Here is a 20,476-nt window from a genome sequence, read left to right as displayed (position 1 = left end):
CCCAATTGGGTAGCAGTTCTGACCGATTGACGAATTGTCGCCCCCCTCCCTGCGCGCGATGCTTAGACGGCACCGCGGAAGGAGTTCGGCATGCTGCTGGTTCGTCTGCTTGCCGCCGCCAAGGGCGACGGAACCTTGACTCTCGTTACGGCCGATGGAAAGCATCACCGGATCGGCTCCGGTCCTCCACATCTGACCCTTCGCCTCCATGACCGCAGGGTCGAGCGCGACCTGCTGATCAATCCCCGCCTGCGTTTTGGCGAAGCCTATATGGACGGCCGCTTTTCGATTGAGGGCGGCACCATCTACGACCTGCTGGCGATGCTGATGAGCGGCGCCGAAGTGCAAGGTGCTCTGGGCCGGGCGTTGGAGTCACTGTCGCCCTTGCTGCGCCATGTGCAGCAATACAACCCGATGCAGCGGTCGCGGCAGAATGTGGAACACCACTACAACCTGTCACGTCAGTTCTATCAACTCTTTCTCGACCGGGACATGCAGTATTCCTGCGCCTATTTCCCGGAGCCGGGGATATCGCTGGACGAGGCGCAGGAGGCCAAGAAGCGGCACATCGCAGCCAAGCTGCTGATCGTGCCGGGTATGCGGGTGCTTGACATCGGTTGCGGCTGGGGCGGCATGGCGCTCTATCTGGCGCGGCACACCGGGGCGCGGGTGACCGGCATCACGCTGTCGTCCGAGCAGCTGGCGGTCGCCCGCCAGCGGGCGGAGGAGGCGGGGCTGGCCGACCGGGTCACCTTCGAGCTGCGCGACTATCGCGAATTCGCCGCTGCCCACCGGGGGTCCTTCGACCGAATCGTCTCGGTCGGCATGTTCGAGCATGTCGGCGTACCGCATTACCGCGATTACTTCGCGGCGGTGCGCGAGATGCTGAACGAGGAAGGGGTGGCGTTGATCCACTCCATCGGCCGGCTTGACGGACCGGCGAGCACCAACCCCTGGATCCGCAAATACATCTTCCCCGGCGGCTACTCCCCTGCCCTGTCGGAGGTGCTGCCGGTCATCGAACGGTCCGGCCTGTTCGCCACCGACCTGGAGGTGCTGCGCCTGCACTATGCCGAAACGCTGCGCCACTGGCGTGCCCGCTTCCTCGACCGCTGGGAGGAGGCCAAGGCTCTCTACGACGAGCGGTTCTGCCGCATGTGGGAATTCTATCTGGCCGGCGCCGAACTGGCCTTCCGGCTGCAAGGGCACATGGTGTTCCAGGTCCAGGTTGCACGCTCGCTGGGAGCGGTGCCTCTGACCCGCGACTACATGCTGAATGCGGAACGCGACCTTGCCGACACATCGGCCGGTCATCCGGCGGAACGGCGGCCCTCACGCACGCCGGAGTCGGCGGCCTGACCGTTCCAAGCACTGGATTTGCGGCCCCAACGCGGCATTCAGCCGTCAAAGGGCCACAATCCGGCCAACCGGTAATACCAATTGACCATCATGGCCGGGCGCAGGGCCGTGTTGCAAGCGGAATCGTGCGACATCGACGCCTGAACCACCGCCGCGCCTTCCTTTCCGTCACGGGGCGATGCTATATAACCGCGATTGATTTCCGCCCGGGGTACCGGGGAGCCACCCATGCGGCATGCTCCCCGGCAACAAGCGCCCGCTGGACGACGCGCCCGGCTCCCAAGGAATGACAACGCCCTTACCCGTTCGGGGAGATCTCGCACCCATGACCAAGATCAAGGTAGCCAATCCGGTCGTCGAACTCGACGGCGACGAGATGACGCGCATCATCTGGCAGTTCATCAAAGACAAGCTGATCCTGCCCTACCTCGACATCGACCTGAAGTACTACGACCTCGGCATCGAGAACCGCGACAAGACCGACGACAAGGTCACCGTCGAGTCCGCGAACGCCATCAAGCAGTATGGCGTCGGCGTGAAGTGCGCGACCATCACCCCGGACGAAGCGCGGGTGAAGGAGTTCAACCTCAAGAAGATGTGGAAGTCGCCGAACGGCACGATCCGCAACATCCTGGGCGGCACCGTCTTCCGCGAGCCGATCGTCTGCGAAAACGTTCCGCGCTACGTTCCGGGCTGGACCAAGCCGATCATCATCGGCCGTCACGCCTTCGGTGACCAGTACAAGGCCACCGACTTCGTCGTCCCCGGCCCGGGCAAGATGACGATCAAGTGGGAAGCGGCCGACGGCAGCAGCCAGATCGAGCACGAGGTGTTCGACTACCCCAGCGCCGGCGTGGCGATGGGCATGTACAACCTCGACGACTCGATCGAGGGCTTCGCCCACTCCAGCCTGATGTACGGCCTGGAGCGCGGCTACTCTGTCTACCTGTCGACGAAGAACACGATCCTGAAGGCCTATGACGGCCGCTTCAAGGACATCTTCCAGAAGATCTTCGACGAGACCTATGCCGACCAGTTCAAGGCCAAGGGCCTGGTCTACGAGCACCGTCTAATCGACGACATGGTCGCTTCGGCCCTGAAGTGGGAAGGCGGTTTCGTGTGGGCCTGTAAGAACTACGACGGCGACGTCGAGTCGGACGTCGTGGCGCAGGGCTTCGGCTCGCTGGGCCTGATGACCTCGGTCCTGGTCACGCCGGACGGCAAGACCGTCGAGGCCGAGGCCGCCCATGGCACGGTGACCCGCCACTACCGCGAGCACCAGAAGGGCAAGGAAACCTCGACCAACCCGATCGCCTCGATCTATGCCTGGACCCAGGGTCTGGCCTATCGCGGCAAGTTCGACGACACCCCGGACGTGATCAAGTTCGCCCAGACGCTGGAGCGCGTCTGCGTCGAGACCGTCGAGTCCGGTTATATGACCAAGGATCTCGCCATCCTGATCGGCCCGCAGCAGCCGTGGCTGACCACGAAGCAGTTCCTGGACAAGCTGTCGGACAATCTGGAAAAGAAGATGGCCGCCTGGTCGTAAGGCCGGCGTCGTATTCAGCCGGTGCTCTCTTCACAGGGTGCGACGCCGCGTCCGGGTCAAACCGGATCGCGGCTCGGCTAGGGTTCAAGCGGGGAGTTTCGGCTCCCCGCTTTTTTCTTGTCCGAATTTCAAAAGGAACGAACCCGATGTCCAACGATCTGTTCCGCGTCGCCGTCATCGGTGCCGGCGAGACCGGAACGCCGCTGCTGCGCAAGCTGCTGGCCGCTCCCTTCGTCGAACTGCTGGGTGTGGCGGATCTCGATCCGGACGCACCGGGCATGCGCCTTGCCGAACACCAGGGCGTGAAGACCACCACCAACTTCCACGAGCTGGCGGAGCTGGGCGATGGTCTGGATGTGCTGATCGATGTCACCGGCGTGCCCGCAGTGCGGGAATCGCTGCGCAAGGCGATGCAGGAGACCGGCAACCACCACACGGTGATCGTCCATGAGATGGTCGTGCAGCTGATGCTGTCGCTGTTGAACGGCGAGTTGGTGCAGCTGAAGCATGACACCCAGGATTACTGAGGCATGCTGTTGCGACGGGGCGGGATTTTCAGCCTCTCCGAATTGGCTCATGATGGGGTGTGAGGGCGTCTGAGACGGCGCCCGCCCATGTCAGGAGCGGCGATTGATGGAACTCGGCATTCTGGTCATCGCGGCGTTCGTGCTGGTCGTCATTCTGGCGATCACGAGCGTCCGCACGGTCCCCCAGGGCTTCAACTTCATCGTCGAGCGGCTGGGCCGCTATCAGGAGACCCTGCATCCCGGCTTCAACGTGATCTTTCCGGTCATCAGTTCGATCCGGGCCAAGGTGGACATGCGCGAGACGGTGGTGGACGTGCCGTCGCAGAGCGTCATCACCAAGGACAATGCCGCAGTGACGGCAGACGGGGTGCTGTACTTCCAGGTGCTGGACCCGATGAAGGCGACCTACGAGGTCAACGACCTGCAGCGGGCGATCCAGACGCTGGCGATGACCACCACCCGGACGGTGATGGGCTCGATGGACCTCGACGAATTGCTGAGCCAGCGCGAGGCGATCAACGCCAACCTGCTGCGTGCGGTGGACGAGGCGACCGCCTCCTGGGGTGTGCGGGTGACCCGCATCGAGTTGCGCGACATCACCCCGCCCGACGACATCGTCCAGGCGATGGGCCGGCAGTTGAAGGCCGAACGCCTTCGCCGTGCCCAGATTCTGGAGGCGGACGCCGAGAAGGAAAGCCAGATCCGCATCGCCCAGGGCAAGCTGGAAGCCGCCAAGCTGGAGGCAGAGGCGCGCGAACGGCTGGCGGAGGCCGAAGCCAAGGCGACGCGGCTGGTATCGGAAGCGGTGGCGCAGGGGTCGAACCAGGCGCTGGGCTATTTCCTCGGTCAGAAATACATGGAGGCGCTGAAGGCCTTCGCCGCCTCTCCCAACCAGAAGACGATGATCCTGCCGGTTGAGCTGGCCGGCGTGGCGGGTGCCCTGTCGGGTCTGGGCGAGCTGCTGCGTGACGCGACCCCACCGAGGGCGCCGGAGCCTCCCGCCACCGCCAAGCGCAATCCCTGGTCAGTACCGCCGACCGCATCCGCTGCGGATGGGGAGTGACGGATGTCGCCTCTGCTTTGGGGAGCGTTGGGTGCCGTGCTGATCGCGGCCGAGCTGGTGATCCCCGGCCTGTTCCTGATCTGGTTCGGCGGTGCGGCGATGCTGACCGGGCTGGTCACCGCGCTCTGGCATGACTGGGGGCTGGTCAACGAGGCCGGATTCTTCACAATCGCCGCCGGGGCTGCCGTTGCCGTCGCGATGGTCCATGCGCGCCGCCGCAATGCGTCGTCGGAAAGCGATGCCGCCCGGATCAACGACCGCGCCGGTCAGTTGGTCGGCCGCGCGGTGACGCTGAGTGAGCCGATCGTCAACGGACAGGGGCGAGTGTTCGTCGGTGATACGCTGTGGTCGGTCGAGGGACCGGATCGGCCGGCCGGGGCGGCGATGCTGGTCGCCGGCCATAAGGGGATGGTTCTGGTGCTGCGCGATGCGGCGGAGGTCCGATAGGGCTCCTCCCCGCGCGCAACCGGCCGGTCCGCAAATCAATCAACAAAAAAGCCCGTCTCTCCCCCGAGAGCGGGCTTTTTTGTTGGGTATCTTGCCGAACTGTCAGGCGGCGCCGACGTTGCGGTCTTCTTCACGCTTCTTGCTGCCCGACGCCGGCTGATAGGCTAGGGCGGCGTGCTCCGCGCAATAGGGCATGCCCGCCAGAGCGGTCTTGCCACAAAAATGGAAATCCTGGTGCTTGGGGTCGCCGACCGGCCATTTGCACATCCGCTCGGTCAGAGCCAGGATGGTCGCGCCGCGTGTCGGCTTCTTCTTGATGGGCGACGGCCGGCCCGACAAGCCCAGGCGGTGGGCCTTGCCGATGACCGCGTTGCGGGTGATGTCTCCCAGAATGTCGGCGATCTCGCTCGCGCTCAAACCCTGGGACCAGAGGTCCTTGAGCTGTTGAATCCGCTCGTCCGTCCAACTCATCCCCGAGTACTCCCGATCCGGTGTCCGGTTATGCTGTGGCAAACAGGTCACGGTCTAGTGCCGTTTTCCATAAGCCGCAACATTTTGTGCCAGCCGGTGAGGAAGCTACCAGATGACGGCCGCGGACGATAGGGGGGCGCGGCAACATTCCTGTTGATAAGTCCGTGGGTAGACTCACGAGTTCAGCGCGCCATAGACCTCCTCGGCGACGCCGGAGAGGGTATCCCGATCGGTCTCTCCGGCGACGGCAAGAGCCAACCCATTGTCCTGCCAATACAAAGCGCGGACACCGCCATCCTGGGCGAACCGGAACGCTGAACCGGAGGTGTTGGGAGAGGGGCGGATATACAACGTAATGCGACGCCCGGCCGCATCCTCGTACATGTACATTGCAACAGGTCCAACGGAATCGGCCAAAAGCCGGCCGCCGATCAGTTGGTAACCCCCTCGTGTGACTTTTGGGCAACGCATATTCTTGCCCAGCCGCTTGGACAGCCAGTTGACCAGATGCGCTTCCTCCTCGACGCCGATCTCGACCGGATGGCGGACTTCGACGGAGAAGACGCGGTGGGCGGCTACGGCATCGGCGATGAAGGCAGCGGTCGGCGGCTCGGCCCGCAAGCCGATGCGGTCGCGCATCAGCCAGCCGCTGGCCCCGCCGGCGACGAACACCAGAAGCGAGGCGGCAATCGCCGTTCCCCACCAGACAGCACGGCCACGGGACGGGAGCGGCTTTTCGGATTGGTCGCGGGCGGTAAAGGGCGGGGTCAGGCGGTCGGGCAGAGGCTGGTCGATCAGCGGACCGAAGCTCTGCCCCAACAGGGAGCGCTGGGCACGGTAGCGTTCGAAGCGCTGGGCGACCTCCGGATTGTCGGCGAGGTGTCGTTCGACGGCGGCCTGCCGCTCCTCCGGCAATTCGCCGTCCAGCCAGGCATGCAGCTCGGCTTCGGTCACGGGATTGCTGAAGCCGCTCATCACTTGATCCTCCTGACGACCTGCTGGGTTCCACCGTCCAGCAGGACCCTCAATTTTTCGCGCGCCCGGGCCAGCCGCGACATCACCGTCCCGATCGGCAGTTCCAGCACCTCCGCCACCTCGCGGTAGGACAGCCCCTCCATTCCTGTCAGCAGCAGGATGGTGCGGTGTTCGTCGGTCAGCTGGGCGAAGGCGCGGACGAAGTCGCGCACCGCTCCGCGGTCGGCCGGCGGGGCGCTCAGCGCCAGATCGTCGGCCAGTTCCTCCACCGGCACCTCCGCCCCGCGCCGCCGCCGGCCGCGCTGGCTGGAGATGTGCAGGTTGTGCAGGATGGTCATCAGCCAACCGCCGAGCTTCGACGGATCCCGCAGCGCATGCCGGTTGGCCAGCGCCTTCTCCACGCAGTCCTGCACCAGATCGTCGGCATCCGGCCGGTTGCCCACCAAAGCGGTTGCATAGCGCCGGAGCCGCGGCACATGCGCGGCGATGGTGCGGTCGTCGATGTCGGGCGGGCTCATGTCGGGTCCGGGGATGGCGTCGTCACCCGTCATGACGCCCTGCCCTGCCGGTTTATTCCCACCCCGCCCATCGCATCACTGCCCCGGCGAGGAGAAGCCGGCCTTGCCGTCGAAATTGCTGAGATTCTCGGTCTGGGTGAAGTCGATCCCGGCCGCGGCCAGCCGGCCCAGCAGCTCGACGATGGCGCCATGCTGGACCGGGCCGTGCTGAGACAGGAAGCGACAGCGCCAATGGTCGGTGCAGAAGACGTCGGCATTGCCGTCAGGCCAGACCCGCTGCGAGCGGTTGGAGATGCTGGTCAGCTTCAGCGCATCGGTCGACAGCGGCAGCACCAGCTCCGCCAGATCGTCGGGCAGCCCGCCGGACCAATGCAGGAAAATGTCCACCCCGACCAGTTCCTTCAGCGCGCGGACGCGCGGGGAAAGCCGGTTGATGCGGTCATAGGCCGGCCTCGCGGTGGAATAGCCCACCGGCGGCATGGTGACCGGGGTCTGTCCCAGCCGCTCCACCACCGCTTCGGCGAAGGCGGCGGTGCCGGCCCGCACGCGGCCCAGGCCGCGGGCATAGATGTCGGCGGTGTGGATGCCGTCCTCGATGGTCTTCAGCCACGCATTGTGGATGCGGGCGGCGATGTCGCCCTGGCCGATATGGACCAGCATCATCACGGCGGCCATCAGCAGGCCAGAGGGGTTGGCGATGCCCTGCCCGGCGATCATCGGGGCCGAGCCGTGGATCGCCTCGAACATGGCGCAGGTCTCGCCGATGTTGGCGGAGCCGGCCAGCCCGACCGAGCCGGTCAACTGGGCGGCGATGTCGGACACGATGTCGCCATAGAGGTTCAGGGTGACGATGACGTCGAAGCGCTCCGGCTGGTCGGCCAGCCGGGCGGCGCCGATGTCGACGATCATGTGGTCGGCCTTGATCTCCGGGTAATCGGCCGCGATCTCGTAAAAGATTTTCAGGAACAGCCCGTCCGTCATCTTCATGACGTTGTCCTTGACGAAGGCCGTCACCTTTTGCCGGTGGTTGGAGCGGGCGAAGTCGAAGGCATAGCGGACGATGCGCTCCGACCCCGGACGCGAGATCAGCTTGACCGACTGAATCACGTCGTCGGTCTGGCGATGCTCGATGCCGGCGTAGAGGTCCTCCTCGTTCTCGCGGATGATGACCACGTCCATGCGGGGATGCCGGGTCCGCACATAGGGGTGGTAGGAGACGCAGGGGCGGACATTGGCGAACAGGCCCAGCGTGGTGCGGGCGACAACGTTCAGCGACTTGTTGCCGTATCCCTGGGGCATGGTGATCGGCCCCTTCAGGAAGACCCGCGTCCGGCGGATCGATCCCCAGCCGGCGGCATCCAGCCCACCGGGATGACCCCGCTTGTAGACGGCCTCGCCTGCCGGAACCTCTTCCACCTTCAGCTGCGCGCCGGCCGCATTCATCACATAAAGCACGGCATCCATGATCTCCGAGCCGATGCCGTCGCCGCGTGCGACCGTGACGGGGGTGATATCGCGCATGCACTCACTCCAAGGGGACGCGCGACCGTAGACGCAAACAGGGGCCTTTTTCAATGGTTGGAGGCAGCGACGGATCGCAGCATCGGGGGAGCGCACCCCCCGCTCCCGGCTTTGCGGAAGCGGGGAGTGCGCGCGTCCGGTCAGTGATGCGCCCCGGCGAGGCCGCCGCGGCCATCGGGCACGCCGATGCTGACATTCTGCATCATGCCCTGGTCCTCATGGTCGAGGATGTGGCAGTGCAGCACATACTCGCCGATGAAGCGCTCGTAGCGGGTGCGGACCGTCACCTTGTAGACGCCCTTCGGCGGCTCGGCAGAGGTCAGCGCGTTGCTGTTGTCGCTCTTCACCCAGATGGTGTCCTTCCACACGCCCTTCATGCCGGCATAGTCCGGGTCGCCGGAACCGGGCTCGCTGACGTCGCGGCCGTCCGGACCGATGACCGAGACGATCTGGAACGGGTTGACGTGGATGTGGAAGGGATGGCTGACGAAGTAGGAGGCCAGTTCCCACTGCTGGGCGGTGCCCAGCACCACCGGCCGGTTGTCCACGTTCGGCCGGTAGGCGGCGGCTCCCTTCGGGCCATAGGTGCCGTCGGGATTCTCCACCACCTCGAAGCTGTCGGCGACCTGGAACAGCGCGTTGGTGCGCTTGCCCCCTTCCGGCGGCAGGTTGATGAAGAAGGTCAGCTCCTGCTTGGGCTGGTTCATCACCTCATGCTCGGTGATCGGCCGGTGGGCGGTGAACTTCGAGAAGCGCGGGCAATAGGGGGTGTCGACCATCGTCTTGGCGAAGCAGCGGGCGGTCAGCCCGTCGATAACCTCCTTGGCGACCGACGGCGCATATTTCGTCGCGTTGACCGTCAGCCGGCGGATGGTCTCCTTCACCGGATCCTTGACGACGCGGTCGCCCTTCACCCGGACGAAGCCGAGCACGCCGGTGGAGGTGGCGGTCTGGTCCGGGCTGGCGTTGGCGGCGGACGGCTTGTTGATAACGCAGTAGATGCCGGGCTCGGGGAAGTTGACCAGCAAATCGTCGCGGTAGCCCGGCTGCATCGGCACGCTGGTGCGCACCTGCCCTTCCTCCATGGTCAGGCCGTCGGAGGCCGCCAGGATGTAGGGCACCGGCTGCCCGACGCAGCGCTCCTTGGCGAAGCGGTCCTGGCCGGCGGCCGACAGCGTCTTCTCGCTCTGGAAGAAGCCGGTCGGATCCAGCTTGCGGAACTCTACCGTGATGGGCGAGCGGACGCCGCCATGGATCAGGCGCCAGCGTTCGGGCTCGCCGGTCCTGGCGTTGGCGAACATCGGACGGACGCGGCCGTTGACGGTGGTGAAGCGCCCGGACTGCTCCCAGGTGCCCGGACCGAACTGGTCGCAGGACACGACCTCGCCCACCTCGCCCGGCGCGCAGCTCCAGTCGATGGAGCCGTCGGCGTTGGTCTTCAGCTTGCCGTCCTTGGTGCAGGCGTAGGGGATCTGCTCGAACAGCAGGACCCGGTCGGTCATCGCCACGCCCTTGGGGCTGGTCAGCAGGGTGTCGAGATCGCCGTTGGCCTCGCGCGTCGGCGGACGGTCGCCGCGGATGATCAGCGCGCCGGCCATGCCGCTGCCGACCTGGAGGGCGGTCGAGCCGTGGCGGTGCGGGTGATACCAGAAGGTGCCGGCCGGATGGTCGGCCGGGATGTTGTACTCATATTCGAAATCGACGCCCGGATTGAGCGAGATCAGCACATTGTCGCTGTTGCCGGTCGGGCTGACCCAGACGCCATGGCTGTGCAGGTTGGTGCCGTTGAAGCAGTGCGGGGTGTTGATGTCCGCCGGTGGCTGGTTGTTGCAGTTCGGATCGGCCGGCAGCTCGTTGTGCAGCTTGATGCGCACCGTGTCGCCCGGCGTCGCCTCGATGGTCGGCGCGACATAGGGATGGTTGGGGTCGACGTTGGTGCCGCGGTAGCTGCGCAGCCGCACCGCGTCGGGACGGCCCTGAGCAGGGTTGCGGATATAGCCGTCGGTGAAGGACACGAACAGGTCGTAATTGCGCGCCTGCCCGGTGTGCGGACGGGCGGTCGCCTGCGGCTGGCGCATCAGGAGCGAGCCGACGCGCGGCGATTCGGAGTTGGTCAGCAGCGGCGGATTGCCGATGGCTTCGCCGGCCGGCTCCGCAGCGTCCTTTGCGGCGGTCGCCGCCAACGCGCCGGTTGCGGCGCCCAGCGCCAGGGGCATCAGCAGGCCCAGCAAATATGCATGCTTCATGAAATACTCCCTCGATAACGTCCTATATCGAGAGATATAATTCCTGATAATTGATATTTGCAACGCGAACACACGCAAAATCATATGCCGCCAAGCCCGGCCCTGGCCGGGTCGGAAGCGCATCGCTCCGCGGCGGAAGAACCGGCTGGCGCAATGCAGGGTGGCGCAGCACACTCCGTCACCGCTTGCTGCTTGCCTGGGCCGCGGAATTCCGCTCATTGCTGCAACCGTGACGGCGGTCTGCCGCCGTGACCCAGGCTTTTGCACAAGACCCGCCCGATCAGCCGAACCGAACGCGACATCATGAGCGACGCCCCCATTCGCAAGCCTTCCACCGGCCACCCTGCTCATCCCGGCCGGCGCCTGATCGCCTCGGCGATGATCGGGCTGATCGCGGGCATCGACAATCTGGGCAACGGGCTGGCGATTGCCGCACTGCTGTTCACCGGGCCGCTGGCGGCCGGGCTGGGCGCCGGGGTCGGGGTGGTGCTGCTGAGTGCCGCCATCCTGGCGCTTCTGGTCGCCCTGCGCAGCACGCAGGCGAATTCCGTGGCGCTGGTGCAGGAGACCGGCGTCGCCATCCTGGCCTCCACCGTCGCGACCATGGCCGCCGGGCTGGAGAGCGCGCCGGAGGGGGTGAGGATCGCCACCGCCTTCGCCATCCTGGGCGGCAGCACGCTGGTGACCGGGCTGCTGTTCTGGACGGTGGGGCGGCTCCGGCTCGGGCGGCTGGTGCGCTTCTTTCCCTATCCGGTGGTGGCCGGCTTCCTTGCCGGGTCGGGCTGGCTGCTGGTGGAAGGCGCGCTGGCGATGGTCAGCGGGCGGCATGGGCTGGGCGCCGGCATCGCCGAGCTGGCGGCGCCGATGGTGGCGGTCACCGCCGCGGCGGCGGTCGGGCTGGCCGGGCTGCTGGTGCTGGCGATGCGGCGCAGCGACAGCCCCTTCACCATGCCGCTGGTCCTGCTGGCGACGGCGCTGGCCTTCCATGCCGGGCTGCCCCTGCTGGGGGTGACGGCGGAGGAGGCGCGCGGCTGGGGCTGGCTGCCCGGCGTGGACGGCGGCGGCGGGTTCAGCCTGCCGGTGCCGACGGAGGTGCTGGCGCTGGCCGATTGGGGCCGGGTGGCGGCGGCGCTGCCGGCGATGGTCTCGGTCGCGGTGCTGGGCATGCTGGGCCTTCTGCTGAACGTCAGCGGCATCGAGTTGGCCCAGGGCAGCGACATCGACGCCGATGCGGAGCTGCGCAGCACCGGGGCGGCCAACCTGCTGGCGGGCGCGCTGGGCGGGCCGTCCGGCTATGTCGGGCTGGGCATGACCCTGCTGGCCGGGCGGATGGGCGCCACAGGGCGCGGCGCCGGGCTGGCGACCGCGGCGGTGATCCTGGGCGGGCTTGGGGTTGCGGGGTGGCTGGTGTCGGTGACGCCGGTGTTCCTGACCGCCGGGCTGATCCTGTTCCTCGGCGTAGAGCTGTTGCAGGAGTGGCTGATCGACGCGCGCCGCCGGCTGCCGCGGACGGAGTGGCTGATCGTGCTGGCCGTGGTTCTGGCGATTGCCGGGATCGGCTTCATGGAGGGGCTGGCGCTGGGTCTGGCGGTGTCGCTGGCGATGTTCGTCTACAGCTATTCCCGGCTGCCGGTGATCCGCGGCCGGCACAGCGGGGCGGAGCTGCGCAGCCGGGTCGACCGCAGCCCGGCGGCCAGCCTGCATCTGACCGGCGCCGGGGCGGCCATCGAGGCGATGCAGGTGCAGGGCTATCTGTTCTTCGGCACAGCCGAGCAGATCGTCGGGCCGGTGCGCGACCGGCTGGATCGGACCGGCGGAGATGCGGGTGCGCAGCCGCTGCGCTTCCTGATCATCGACTTCCGCCACATCAAGGGCATGGATTCGGCCGCCGCCGGGGTGTTCCGCCGCATCCGCAACCTGATCGAGGCGGCCGGCGCCACGCTGGTGCTGAGCGCCCTGCCCAACGCAGTCGAGGACGCCTTCCGCAACTGCGGCCTGGACCCCGACCGCGACCCGGTGCTGCGCCGCGCGCCCGACCTCGATCATGCGCTGGAATCCTGCGAGGAGGCGCTGCTGGCCGGAAACGGCGCGGATGGTGGCGGAGCGGATGCGCCGCTGCTGCGCCATCTGGAGGCGATGACCGGCCCGCACCCCCGGCTGGCCGATGCGGTGGCGGCGCTGGACACCCTGCATCTGGAGCCGGACGAGGTGCTGATCCGCGCCGGCGAGGCGGCCAGCGACGTCTTCATCATCGGGCGCGGCCGGGTAAAGGTGCAGATCGCCCTGCCCGACGGGCGGAGCCTGCGGCTGCGCACCATGACCGCCGGGGCGGTGGTGGGTGAGATCGCCCTGCTGCTGGGCCAGACCCGCGGCGCCGACGTGGTTGTGGAAACCCCCGCCACCATCCACCGGCTGACCGCGGCGACGCTCGCCCGGCTGGAGCGCGAGGATCCGGAGCTGGCGCTGGTCCTGCACCGCATCCTGGCGACGACGCTGGCGCAGAAGGTAACGCTGGCGAACCGGCTGATTGAACAGGCGGCGGTGTGACGCGGCGGCCCGGGGCGGGATAGCGGCGCTGCGGCGTGGGGCGGATGGAACGTCTGAAACGCCGTGAACCGGTTTCCGGGCAGCGTTCCATTGTCGCATCCGCTCAGCGGCGGCGGGGGAACGCCCCTTCCCCGCCCTGGCGCTCCAGGGCCGAGCCGAGGTTGGGATAGGGATCGTCGGGGTTGAGCGTGTAAGGATAGACGCCCTTCGGCCCCTCCGCCTCCGGCCGGGCGAGGATGGCGGCGATCACCTTCGGGTCGGGCGGGGTGTGCTCGCGGATCGCGCCGGGGATGCTGTCGTCGTCGAGGCCGGGCAGCGCGGGCTCGGGCGGCGCCGGGTCTGCGGCGGTCGAGGCGGCGGCGGTGGCGGGGTCGGCCGGAATGGTGGCAGCGGCCTGCCTGGCGCCCGGATCGTCGCACTCCCTGAACAGGCCAAGCCGCTCGGCCAGCCAGCGCACGGTGGAGGGATCGCCGGCGGAGACCAGCCGCTCGATCTGCTCGGTCACCAGGGCGCGGAGCGAGCCGAGCCGAAGCTCCGACTCCCGGTTCAGCGCCTGCCGCTCCCACCAGACGCGATGGCGGAACGCCTGCGACCCGTAATAGGCCCGCCATAGCGTGGTGCGGCTGCACCCCATGGCGCGGGCGACCTGCTGGAAGGACGCGCCGCGCGCCAGCATGCCGGCGGCCATCACCCACTGTTCCTCGTGAAAGCGCGAACCGGGAACGAGCGAGCCTTCGGGCGGAACCGGCGGTTCCTCGGCCCAGCGGGGGAAGTGGTCGGCGGGGTGGTTGGTGGAGGACAGGCAGTCGGGCATGGGGCGTCTCCGGGAGTTGGTGGGTTGACGCTCCTATTTCAGCGGGGTTTTGGGGATTTTAATAGGATAATTTTCATAATTAGCGGATTGCGGGACCGCTGGCAATGGCTCTTCTGCCGCAAGACTGCGGGGTTCAGCAACGAGACCGGACCACGAGCCTCTTTGCTTTTGACGCTGGAAAACGCCACCTGTACAATTCGGAGCAGTTTGTCGGAGACCGACCATGGGCACCCAACGCAGACCGTTGGAGCATCGCAGCGAGAAGAAGGTCGGCACTGTCCGCGTCAGCCGCGACAGCATAACCGGTCGCTTTGCGGTCGCTGCTTGCCCTGAGGCCGAACCATCCTACAAGGCCGATACCGTCGAACGCGTGAAGACGCTGTCGGAAGCCTCGGCTTCTGGAGAGGCGATGAACGGCGAAGACTATCTCCGCTGGTTAAACGGCTGACATCCTCATGGCACCGCCCTCTGGACGCGTCTTTGCGCGCTTTGACCCAATCGACGAATTCCAGAAGCTTTACCGGCGCTACAGGGACGATCATCCGGAGATCGTAGAGCCGTTTCACACCTTCATCCGCTGCGAGATCGAACGCCCCCACCGACTTGCCGCGCAGCATGCAGCCACCACCTGACTGGCAACCTGTCCGGATTTCGCCAGGGTCACCTTGCCGTCGTTTTCCTGCAGATCTACCGTAAGCGTAAGCGCAACCGTCATCCAGCCTCATTTTTCCGAAAACATGGTTTACTCCAGTTGGGAGAGGGAAATGCAGAAACAAGATATTAATCTTGCAAAGACGTCGAATGAAAAGACAAAATCTTTTTTAAATTATTACTGTAGCACAGGCAGGAATTTTGACTATGCCGTATTGATTAATGGCAAATGGGGATCCGGCAAAACTCATTTTATTAAAGGCTTTATGAATGATTTCTCAATTGAAAATGGGACGTCATTTATTTATGTTAGTCTCTATGGCATATCATCATTAAGACAGATTGACGAAAAAATATTTAAATCACTTCACCCCCTTCTGTCATCAAAGGCCGCCAAACTTGCAAAGTCAATTGCAAAAGGATTGATAAAAGCAACCACGAGATACGATCTTAACGGGGATGGAAAAGATGATATATCAATTTCTTCCCAAATACCTGAGATTGAGCTAATTGATCATCTGGAGGCCAATAGTGATAATATTCTTGTATTTGATGACATTGAGCGTTGTGCGATGCCGTTCAACGAAATACTTGGATATATAAATTATTTTGTGGAACACAGGTCCATAAGAGCAATTTTGTTAGCTAACGAGAAGGAAATAGATAAGCATGGAGAGGAGGATGATAGTAAGCGATATAAAAGTGTTAAGGAAAAATTAGTTGGTCATATATTTGAAATTACCCCACCAGATGAAATGGACCTAATAATTTTAGCTGATTCAATAAAAAACAAGAGAGCAAAGAGTATTGTTTTAAAAAACTTTTCAGAAATTTATAAAATATACGTTGCTTCAGAACTATATAATATAAGGTCTTTAAAGAAAGCTCTTAGGATATTTGAAAACCTGTCCGACGAACTGCAAGAAATTCACTGGAACAACGAGGAAGCCATTATAATTCTTTTAAAGATGATTATAGCACTTTCTTTTGAAGCTAATAGCGGAATTTTGGTCAAAAATGAAATACCTCAAATCCTTATCAAAAGCGCTTATGACTTTCGCATTAATAGAAAAAGAGATCATGAATTAAACTCTGAAAACACACTTTCTAAGTACGACAAAATTAAACGCAAATACGAAATGGTAGTGTTTTCTAGTGAAGTCATCAAGGGGGAAACTCTAGCATCATTGCTGTTCGATGGATGGATAGATGCACCTATACTCATAAATGATCTAAATCAAAGCCGTTTCTATAAGCCAGATACTCCTCCTCCAGCTTGGAGATTAGCATGGAAGCTTTGGGACCTAGATGATGATACGTTTAGCAAATTCTATAAAGATATATATGATCAATTCACAAATAATGAATATAACTCTATCGGAGAGTTCTTGCAAATTTGCGGCTTGATGCTGATATCAGCTGATATTGGCATCTCTTTGCTTTCAAAGGAAGAGATCGTCAATAGATTGATTGAAAATTCAAACATTCTCTTTAATTCTAAGAAATTTAGCATATTCGACGTTGAAGCTTACAACAATAGTGGCGGATTATTCGATAGTTTCACGCATGAAGGATATGAGGTTCACAATTCCAAAAGCCCTGAGTTTAGGCGAATATGGGCGCACATCGAGAGCGTTAGTAAAGATGAGTACGTAAAATCCATACCTGATTTGGCTTCTGATTTGCTAATAGAAATGAAGGAAGACAGCATTGGTTTCTTTAATTCACTTTGCGGAAATAGAGAAAATCCGTCGAAGTTCCCAAACATTCCTATATTGAGCTACATACCGACCTCAAAATTTATATCTACGCTTCTTTCTCTAGAGCCTGAAAGCCAACGGAAAATCTTCCTATCATTGAAAGAACGCTTCGACTCTTTCTCCCCTAGACAAACAAATCTTGATAAGCCCTCTTGGGAAAGAGAAATAAGCTGGCTATCAGAAATAAATGAAAAACTATCAGAAGAAATGAACTCAATGAAGCCTCTTTCAAGATATAGATTTGAATCTTATGTTAGAACCTCTATACTGCCAAATATACCGATAACTCCGCCCTCACCCGCTTAACTCCCGCACGGCCCCGTCCAGCCCCTCCAGCGTCAATGGGAACATCCGGCCTCCCATCAGGCGCTGGAGCAGGCGGGTGCTTTCCGAGTAGTCCCAGTATTGCGGCGCGGTCGGGTTCAGCCACACCGCCTTGGCGTAGACCGACAGCAGGCGCTGCATCCACACTTGGCCCGCCTCCTCGTTCCAATGCTCGACGCTGCCGCCGGGATAGACGATCTCGTAGGGGCTCATGGCGGCGTCGCCGACGAAGACCAGCTTGTAGTCGGCGGGATAGGTGTGCAGCACGTCCCAGGTCGACAGCCGCTCGGTGTGGCGCCGCGCGTTGTCGCGCCAGACGCCCTCATAGACGCAGTTGTGGAAGTAGAAATGCTCCAGATGCTTGAACTCGCTGCGGGCGGCGGAGAACAGCTCCTCGACGAGGCGGATGTGGTCGTCCATCGAGCCGCCGATGTCGAGGAACAGCAGCACCTTGATCGTGTTGTGCCGCTCCGGGACCATCTTCAGGTCGAGCCAGCCGGCGTTGTTGGCGGTGGCGCGGATGGTGCCGGGAAGGTCCAGCTCGCTGGCGGCGCCGCTGCGGGCGAACTTGCGCAGGCGGCGCAGCGCCACCTTGATGTTGCGGGTGCCGATCTCCACCCGGTCGTCCAGGTTCTTGAACTCGCGGCGGTCCCACACCTTGACGGCGCGGCGGTGGCGGCTCTCGTGCTGGCCGATGCGCACCCCTTCCGGGTTGTAGCCGTAGGCGCCGAAGGGTGAGGTGCCGGCGGTGCCGATCCATTTCGATCCGCCCTGGTGCCGGCCCTTCTGCTCGGCCAGACGCTGGGCCAGCGTCTCCATCAGCTTGTCCCAGCCGCCGAGCGCCTGGACCTGCGCCTTCTCCTCGTCGGTCAGGAAGCGTTCGGCCAGCTTGCGCAGCCATTCCTCCGGCAGGTCGGTGACGGGGACCTCCCCGCCGGCCGGCATCTCCTCGGTCAGGCCCTTGAAGGCGGCGCCGAAGACGCGGTCGAAGCGGTCGAGGTTGCGTTCGTCCTTAACCAAGCATGCACGACTGAGATAATAGAAATCCTCGACGCGGAAGGACGCGGTGCCCTGCTTCATGGCCTCCATGAGCGTCAGGTACTCCGTCAGCGAGACGGGCACGCCGGCCTTCCGCAGATCGAAGAAAAATGACGTGAACATGGGCGCGGTCCTTCGGCATCGGGGTCCCCGGGGCGGAGGATACTGCAATGCCCCAGCCGAGAGAACAGCATGACCTTGCCAAACGCCTCCCCGACAGGCGCGCCCCTCCTCGATTTCGCCCGCGCGCTGGATTTCGCCGCGCACAAGCACATCGACCAGCGCCGCAAGGGCGTGCGCGCCGAGCCCTACGTCAACCACCTGTCGGAGGTGGCCCTGCTGGTGGCAGAGGCGACGGCCGGCAAGGACCCGGTGGTGGTGATCGCGGCGCTGCTGCACGACACGCTGGAGGACACCGACGCCAGCTATGAGGAGATCGAGCAGCTGTTCGGCACCGAGGTGGTGCAGGTCGTCGCCGAGACCACCGACGACAAGCGCATGTCGAAGGCCGAGCGCAAACAGCACCAGATCGACGCCGCCACCCATGCCTCGACCCGCGCGAAGCTGGTGAAGCTGGCCGACAAGGTGTCGAACCTGCGCTCCATGGCGCACAGCCCGCCCGCCGACTGGCCGCTGTCGCGCAAGGTCGAGTATTTCGAATGGGCCCATGCGGTGGTCGCCGGCCTGCGCGGCACCGACGCGCGGCTGGAGGCGCTGTTCGACCGCGCCTATCACGACGGGCTGGCGGAGCTGCGCGGGCAGACGGTTTGAGGCGGGAGGGCGGTCGCCCGACCGCGGAGCCGCGTCGCCGCGGGCAACGATTCACACGGATTACACGGATTTTGACACGGATTACACGGATCGGGCCGCTCCTTGGGAGGGAATGTCCGGATATGGAGCGCGCTGAACCGGGGAGGTTCCGTGAAATCCGTTTTCAATCCGTGAAATCCGTGTCGATCTTGCCGGCATCGCCGATGCGTCGGGTTCAAGCGGGCGCTCGCCAGATTAAGCGGGCCGGATTGACATTGCGCAATGCGGCTCCATCACGGAAGTCTTATGGAGAAGGGACGACGCTGACGCCACCCGTGCCGCCTGACGGCCGAGGAAAGATGCCATGTCCCTTCGCCAAGAAGACACCACCCTCACCCGCCGCCCCGCCCAGGCGGGCAAGCCGGCCGCTCAGAGCCACGCCGGGCCGCAGGAGGAGCCGGGACGCCACTGGTTCATCGACCGGCCCAAGGTCTATGCCGCCGACGTCAAGGGGCGCTTCCGCCAGCTGAAATGGGCGGTGCTGATCGTCCTGCTGGCGGTCTACTACATCACGCCGTGGCTTCGCTGGGAACGCGGGCCGGGCATCCCGGACCAGGCGGTGCTGATCGACATGGTCGGGCGCCGCGCCTATTTCCTGTGGATCGAGATCTGGCCGCAGGAGGTCTATTACCTGACCGGCCTGCTGATCCTCGGCGCCTTCGGCATCTTCTTCGCCACCACGCTGGCCGGGCGCATCTGGTGCGGCTATGCCTGCCCGCAGACGGTGTGGACCGACCTGTTCATGTGGGTGGAGCGCAAGATCGAAGGCCCGCGCACCACCCGCATCCGGCTGGACAAGGCGCCGATGACCGGGGCCAAGCTGGCGCGCAAGACCGCCAAGCATGCGGCGTGGGTCGCCATCTCGCTGCTGACCGGCGGGGCCTGGGTGTTCTACTTCAACGACGCGCCGACGCTGATGAACGAGCTGCTGCATGGGCAGATCACCAGCGGGGTGGCGACCTTCATCGCGCTGTTCAGCTTCACCACCTATTTCTTCGCCGGCTGGGCGCGCGAGCAGATCTGCATCTATGTCTGCCCGTGGCGCAGCTTCCAGTCCGCGATGGTGGACGAGGACACCTTCCTCGTCACCTATGAGGACTGGCGCGGCGAAGGCCGGGCGCCGCTGCGCAAGTCGCAGAGCTGGGACGACCGGCAGGCGGCGGGCCTGGGCGACTGCATCGACTGCAAGCAGTGCGTCCATGTCTGCCCGACCGGCACCGACATCCGCGAGGGCCAGCAGATCTCCTGCATCGGCTGCGGCCTGTGCGTCGATGCCTGCAACGACGTGATGCGGCAGATCGGCCGGCCCATCGACCTCGTGCGCTTCGACACCCAGTCGAACCAGATCGCCAAGATCGACGGCAAGCCGGAACGGGTGAAGCTGGTCCGGCCGCGCACGGTGATCTATTCGCTGATCATGCTGGTCGTGCTGTGCGCCATGGGCATCGCGCTGATGCTGCGGCCGACGCTGGACGTCAGCGTGCTGCGCGACCGGGCGCCGCTGTTCGTGACGCTGTCCGACGGGGCGGTGCAGAACGCCTACACCATCAAGGTGCTGAACAAGACGCACATCGCCCGCAGCTATGCGGTAACCTTCGAAGGCTTGCACAATGCGCATCTGTCGGTGGCGGGGGATGAGGCGACCGGCAGCGGCGCCAGCCTGACGCTGACCGCCGAGGCGGATTCGGTGGCGACCTTCCGGGTGTTCGTGAAGGTGCCGGCGGCGGCGGTGAAGTCGGGGTCGACGGATGTCGCGGTGATCGCCAAGGACCGGACCAGTGGGGAGGCCGGCAAGCACGCCAGCGTGTTCATGGCGCCGTAGCCTCCCCTGTCCGGGGGCTGTCCCCTCTCCCCCC

General features: G+C 63.8%; 17 protein-coding genes. 10 read left to right on the top strand and 7 right to left on the bottom strand.

Annotated elements, in window-relative coordinates:
- Positions 1 to 90 precede the first annotated feature (90 nt).
- The 5 genes from ABNQ39_RS03700 (at position 91) to ABNQ39_RS03680 (ending at position 4,945) form a co-directional block, all read left to right on the top strand.
- Entirely contained in the window at positions 91 to 1,359 is a 1,269-nt protein-coding gene (locus ABNQ39_RS03700) for a class I SAM-dependent methyltransferase (RefSeq protein ID WP_376959045.1), read from the top strand.
- Between the two features lie 325 nt (positions 1,360 to 1,684).
- On the top strand, positions 1,685 to 2,908 hold the full coding sequence (locus ABNQ39_RS03695) for an NADP-dependent isocitrate dehydrogenase (RefSeq protein WP_376959043.1): 1,224 nt from the start codon (positions 1,685 to 1,687) through the stop codon (positions 2,906 to 2,908).
- A 146-nt stretch (positions 2,909 to 3,054) separates the two neighbouring features.
- Positions 3,055 to 3,435, top strand: a complete 381-nt coding sequence (locus tag ABNQ39_RS03690) for an oxidoreductase (protein ID WP_376959041.1) — start codon at positions 3,055 to 3,057, stop codon at positions 3,433 to 3,435.
- Between the two features lie 106 nt (positions 3,436 to 3,541).
- The gene (locus ABNQ39_RS03685) at positions 3,542 to 4,498 is read left to right on the top strand and encodes an SPFH domain-containing protein (protein ID WP_376959039.1); all 957 of its coding nucleotides are present in this window, start codon (positions 3,542 to 3,544) and stop codon (positions 4,496 to 4,498) included.
- 3 nt (positions 4,499 to 4,501) lie between these two features.
- On the top strand, positions 4,502 to 4,945 hold the full coding sequence (locus ABNQ39_RS03680; protein WP_376959037.1) for an NfeD family protein: 444 nt from the start codon (positions 4,502 to 4,504) through the stop codon (positions 4,943 to 4,945).
- A gap of 102 nt (positions 4,946 to 5,047) precedes the next feature.
- On the opposite strand, the gene ABNQ39_RS03675 is transcribed toward ABNQ39_RS03680, so the two are convergent.
- The 5 genes from ABNQ39_RS03675 to ABNQ39_RS03655 all read right to left on the bottom strand — a co-directional run bounded on the left by ABNQ39_RS03675 (position 5,048) and on the right by ABNQ39_RS03655 (position 10,676).
- Complete coding sequence (locus tag ABNQ39_RS03675) at positions 5,048 to 5,416, bottom strand: GcrA family cell cycle regulator (protein ID WP_098740035.1); 369 nt, start codon at positions 5,414 to 5,416, stop codon at positions 5,048 to 5,050.
- A 174-nt stretch (positions 5,417 to 5,590) separates the two neighbouring features.
- Positions 5,591 to 6,391 carry an anti-sigma factor family protein gene (locus ABNQ39_RS03670; protein ID WP_376959034.1) on the bottom strand — a complete coding sequence of 267 codons (801 nt, stop codon included), beginning with the start codon at positions 6,389 to 6,391 and terminating at the stop codon, positions 5,591 to 5,593.
- Positions 6,391 to 6,942: an RNA polymerase sigma factor gene (locus ABNQ39_RS03665; RefSeq protein ID WP_376959032.1), complete on the bottom strand. Its 552-nt coding sequence runs from the start codon at positions 6,940 to 6,942 to the stop codon at positions 6,391 to 6,393. The genes ABNQ39_RS03670 and ABNQ39_RS03665 overlap by 1 nt, the downstream gene beginning before the upstream one ends.
- A 42-nt stretch (positions 6,943 to 6,984) precedes the next feature.
- Positions 6,985 to 8,430, bottom strand: coding sequence for an NADP-dependent isocitrate dehydrogenase (locus ABNQ39_RS03660; RefSeq protein WP_376959030.1), 1,446 nt, complete (start codon positions 8,428 to 8,430; stop codon positions 6,985 to 6,987).
- A gap of 140 nt (positions 8,431 to 8,570) precedes the next feature.
- Positions 8,571 to 10,676 (bottom strand): multicopper oxidase family protein, encoded by a 2,106-nt coding sequence (locus ABNQ39_RS03655; RefSeq protein ID WP_376959028.1) that lies wholly within the window; start codon positions 10,674 to 10,676, stop codon positions 8,571 to 8,573.
- 303 nt (positions 10,677 to 10,979) lie between these two features.
- On the opposite strand from ABNQ39_RS03655, the gene ABNQ39_RS03650 reads away from it, so the two are divergent.
- On the top strand, positions 10,980 to 13,223 hold the full coding sequence (locus ABNQ39_RS03650) for an SLC26A/SulP transporter family protein (RefSeq protein WP_376959026.1): 2,244 nt from the start codon (positions 10,980 to 10,982) through the stop codon (positions 13,221 to 13,223).
- A gap of 103 nt (positions 13,224 to 13,326) precedes the next feature.
- Here the strand turns inward: ABNQ39_RS03650 and ABNQ39_RS03645 are convergent, their stop codons facing one another.
- Complete coding sequence (locus tag ABNQ39_RS03645; RefSeq protein WP_376959024.1) at positions 13,327 to 14,037, bottom strand: hypothetical protein; 711 nt, start codon at positions 14,035 to 14,037, stop codon at positions 13,327 to 13,329.
- A 223-nt stretch (positions 14,038 to 14,260) separates the two neighbouring features.
- On the opposite strand from ABNQ39_RS03645, the gene ABNQ39_RS03640 reads away from it, so the two are divergent.
- Positions 14,261 to 14,485 (top strand): hypothetical protein, encoded by a 225-nt coding sequence (locus tag ABNQ39_RS03640; RefSeq protein ID WP_376959022.1) that lies wholly within the window; start codon positions 14,261 to 14,263, stop codon positions 14,483 to 14,485.
- Positions 14,486 to 14,801: 316 nt separating this feature from the next.
- Positions 14,802 to 16,754: a P-loop NTPase fold protein gene (locus ABNQ39_RS03635; protein WP_376959020.1), complete on the top strand. Its 1,953-nt coding sequence runs from the start codon at positions 14,802 to 14,804 to the stop codon at positions 16,752 to 16,754.
- On the opposite strand, the gene ABNQ39_RS03630 is transcribed toward ABNQ39_RS03635, so the two are convergent.
- Positions 16,743 to 17,933 (bottom strand): vWA domain-containing protein, encoded by a 1,191-nt coding sequence (locus tag ABNQ39_RS03630; RefSeq protein ID WP_376959018.1) that lies wholly within the window; start codon positions 17,931 to 17,933, stop codon positions 16,743 to 16,745. The two genes, ABNQ39_RS03635 and ABNQ39_RS03630, sit on opposite strands and share 12 nt — an antisense overlap.
- Before the next feature lie 69 nt (positions 17,934 to 18,002).
- Between ABNQ39_RS03630 and ABNQ39_RS03625 the strand changes: the two genes are divergently transcribed.
- Both ABNQ39_RS03625 and ccoG read left to right on the top strand, forming a co-directional pair.
- Complete coding sequence (locus ABNQ39_RS03625; protein ID WP_376959016.1) at positions 18,003 to 18,581, top strand: HD domain-containing protein; 579 nt, start codon at positions 18,003 to 18,005, stop codon at positions 18,579 to 18,581.
- Positions 18,582 to 18,924: 343 nt separating this feature from the next.
- On the top strand, positions 18,925 to 20,442 hold the full coding sequence (ccoG, locus tag ABNQ39_RS03620; RefSeq protein ID WP_376959014.1) for a cytochrome c oxidase accessory protein CcoG: 1,518 nt from the start codon (positions 18,925 to 18,927) through the stop codon (positions 20,440 to 20,442).
- Positions 20,443 to 20,476 lie beyond the last annotated feature (34 nt).

This window comes from Azospirillum sp. A26 (assembly GCF_042604635.1).
GTDB classification, from domain to species: Bacteria; Pseudomonadota; Alphaproteobacteria; order Azospirillales; family Azospirillaceae; genus Azospirillum; species Azospirillum palustre.
The sequence above is the reverse complement of the archived record's forward strand: the minus strand, read 5'-3'. Positions and strand labels throughout refer to the sequence as shown.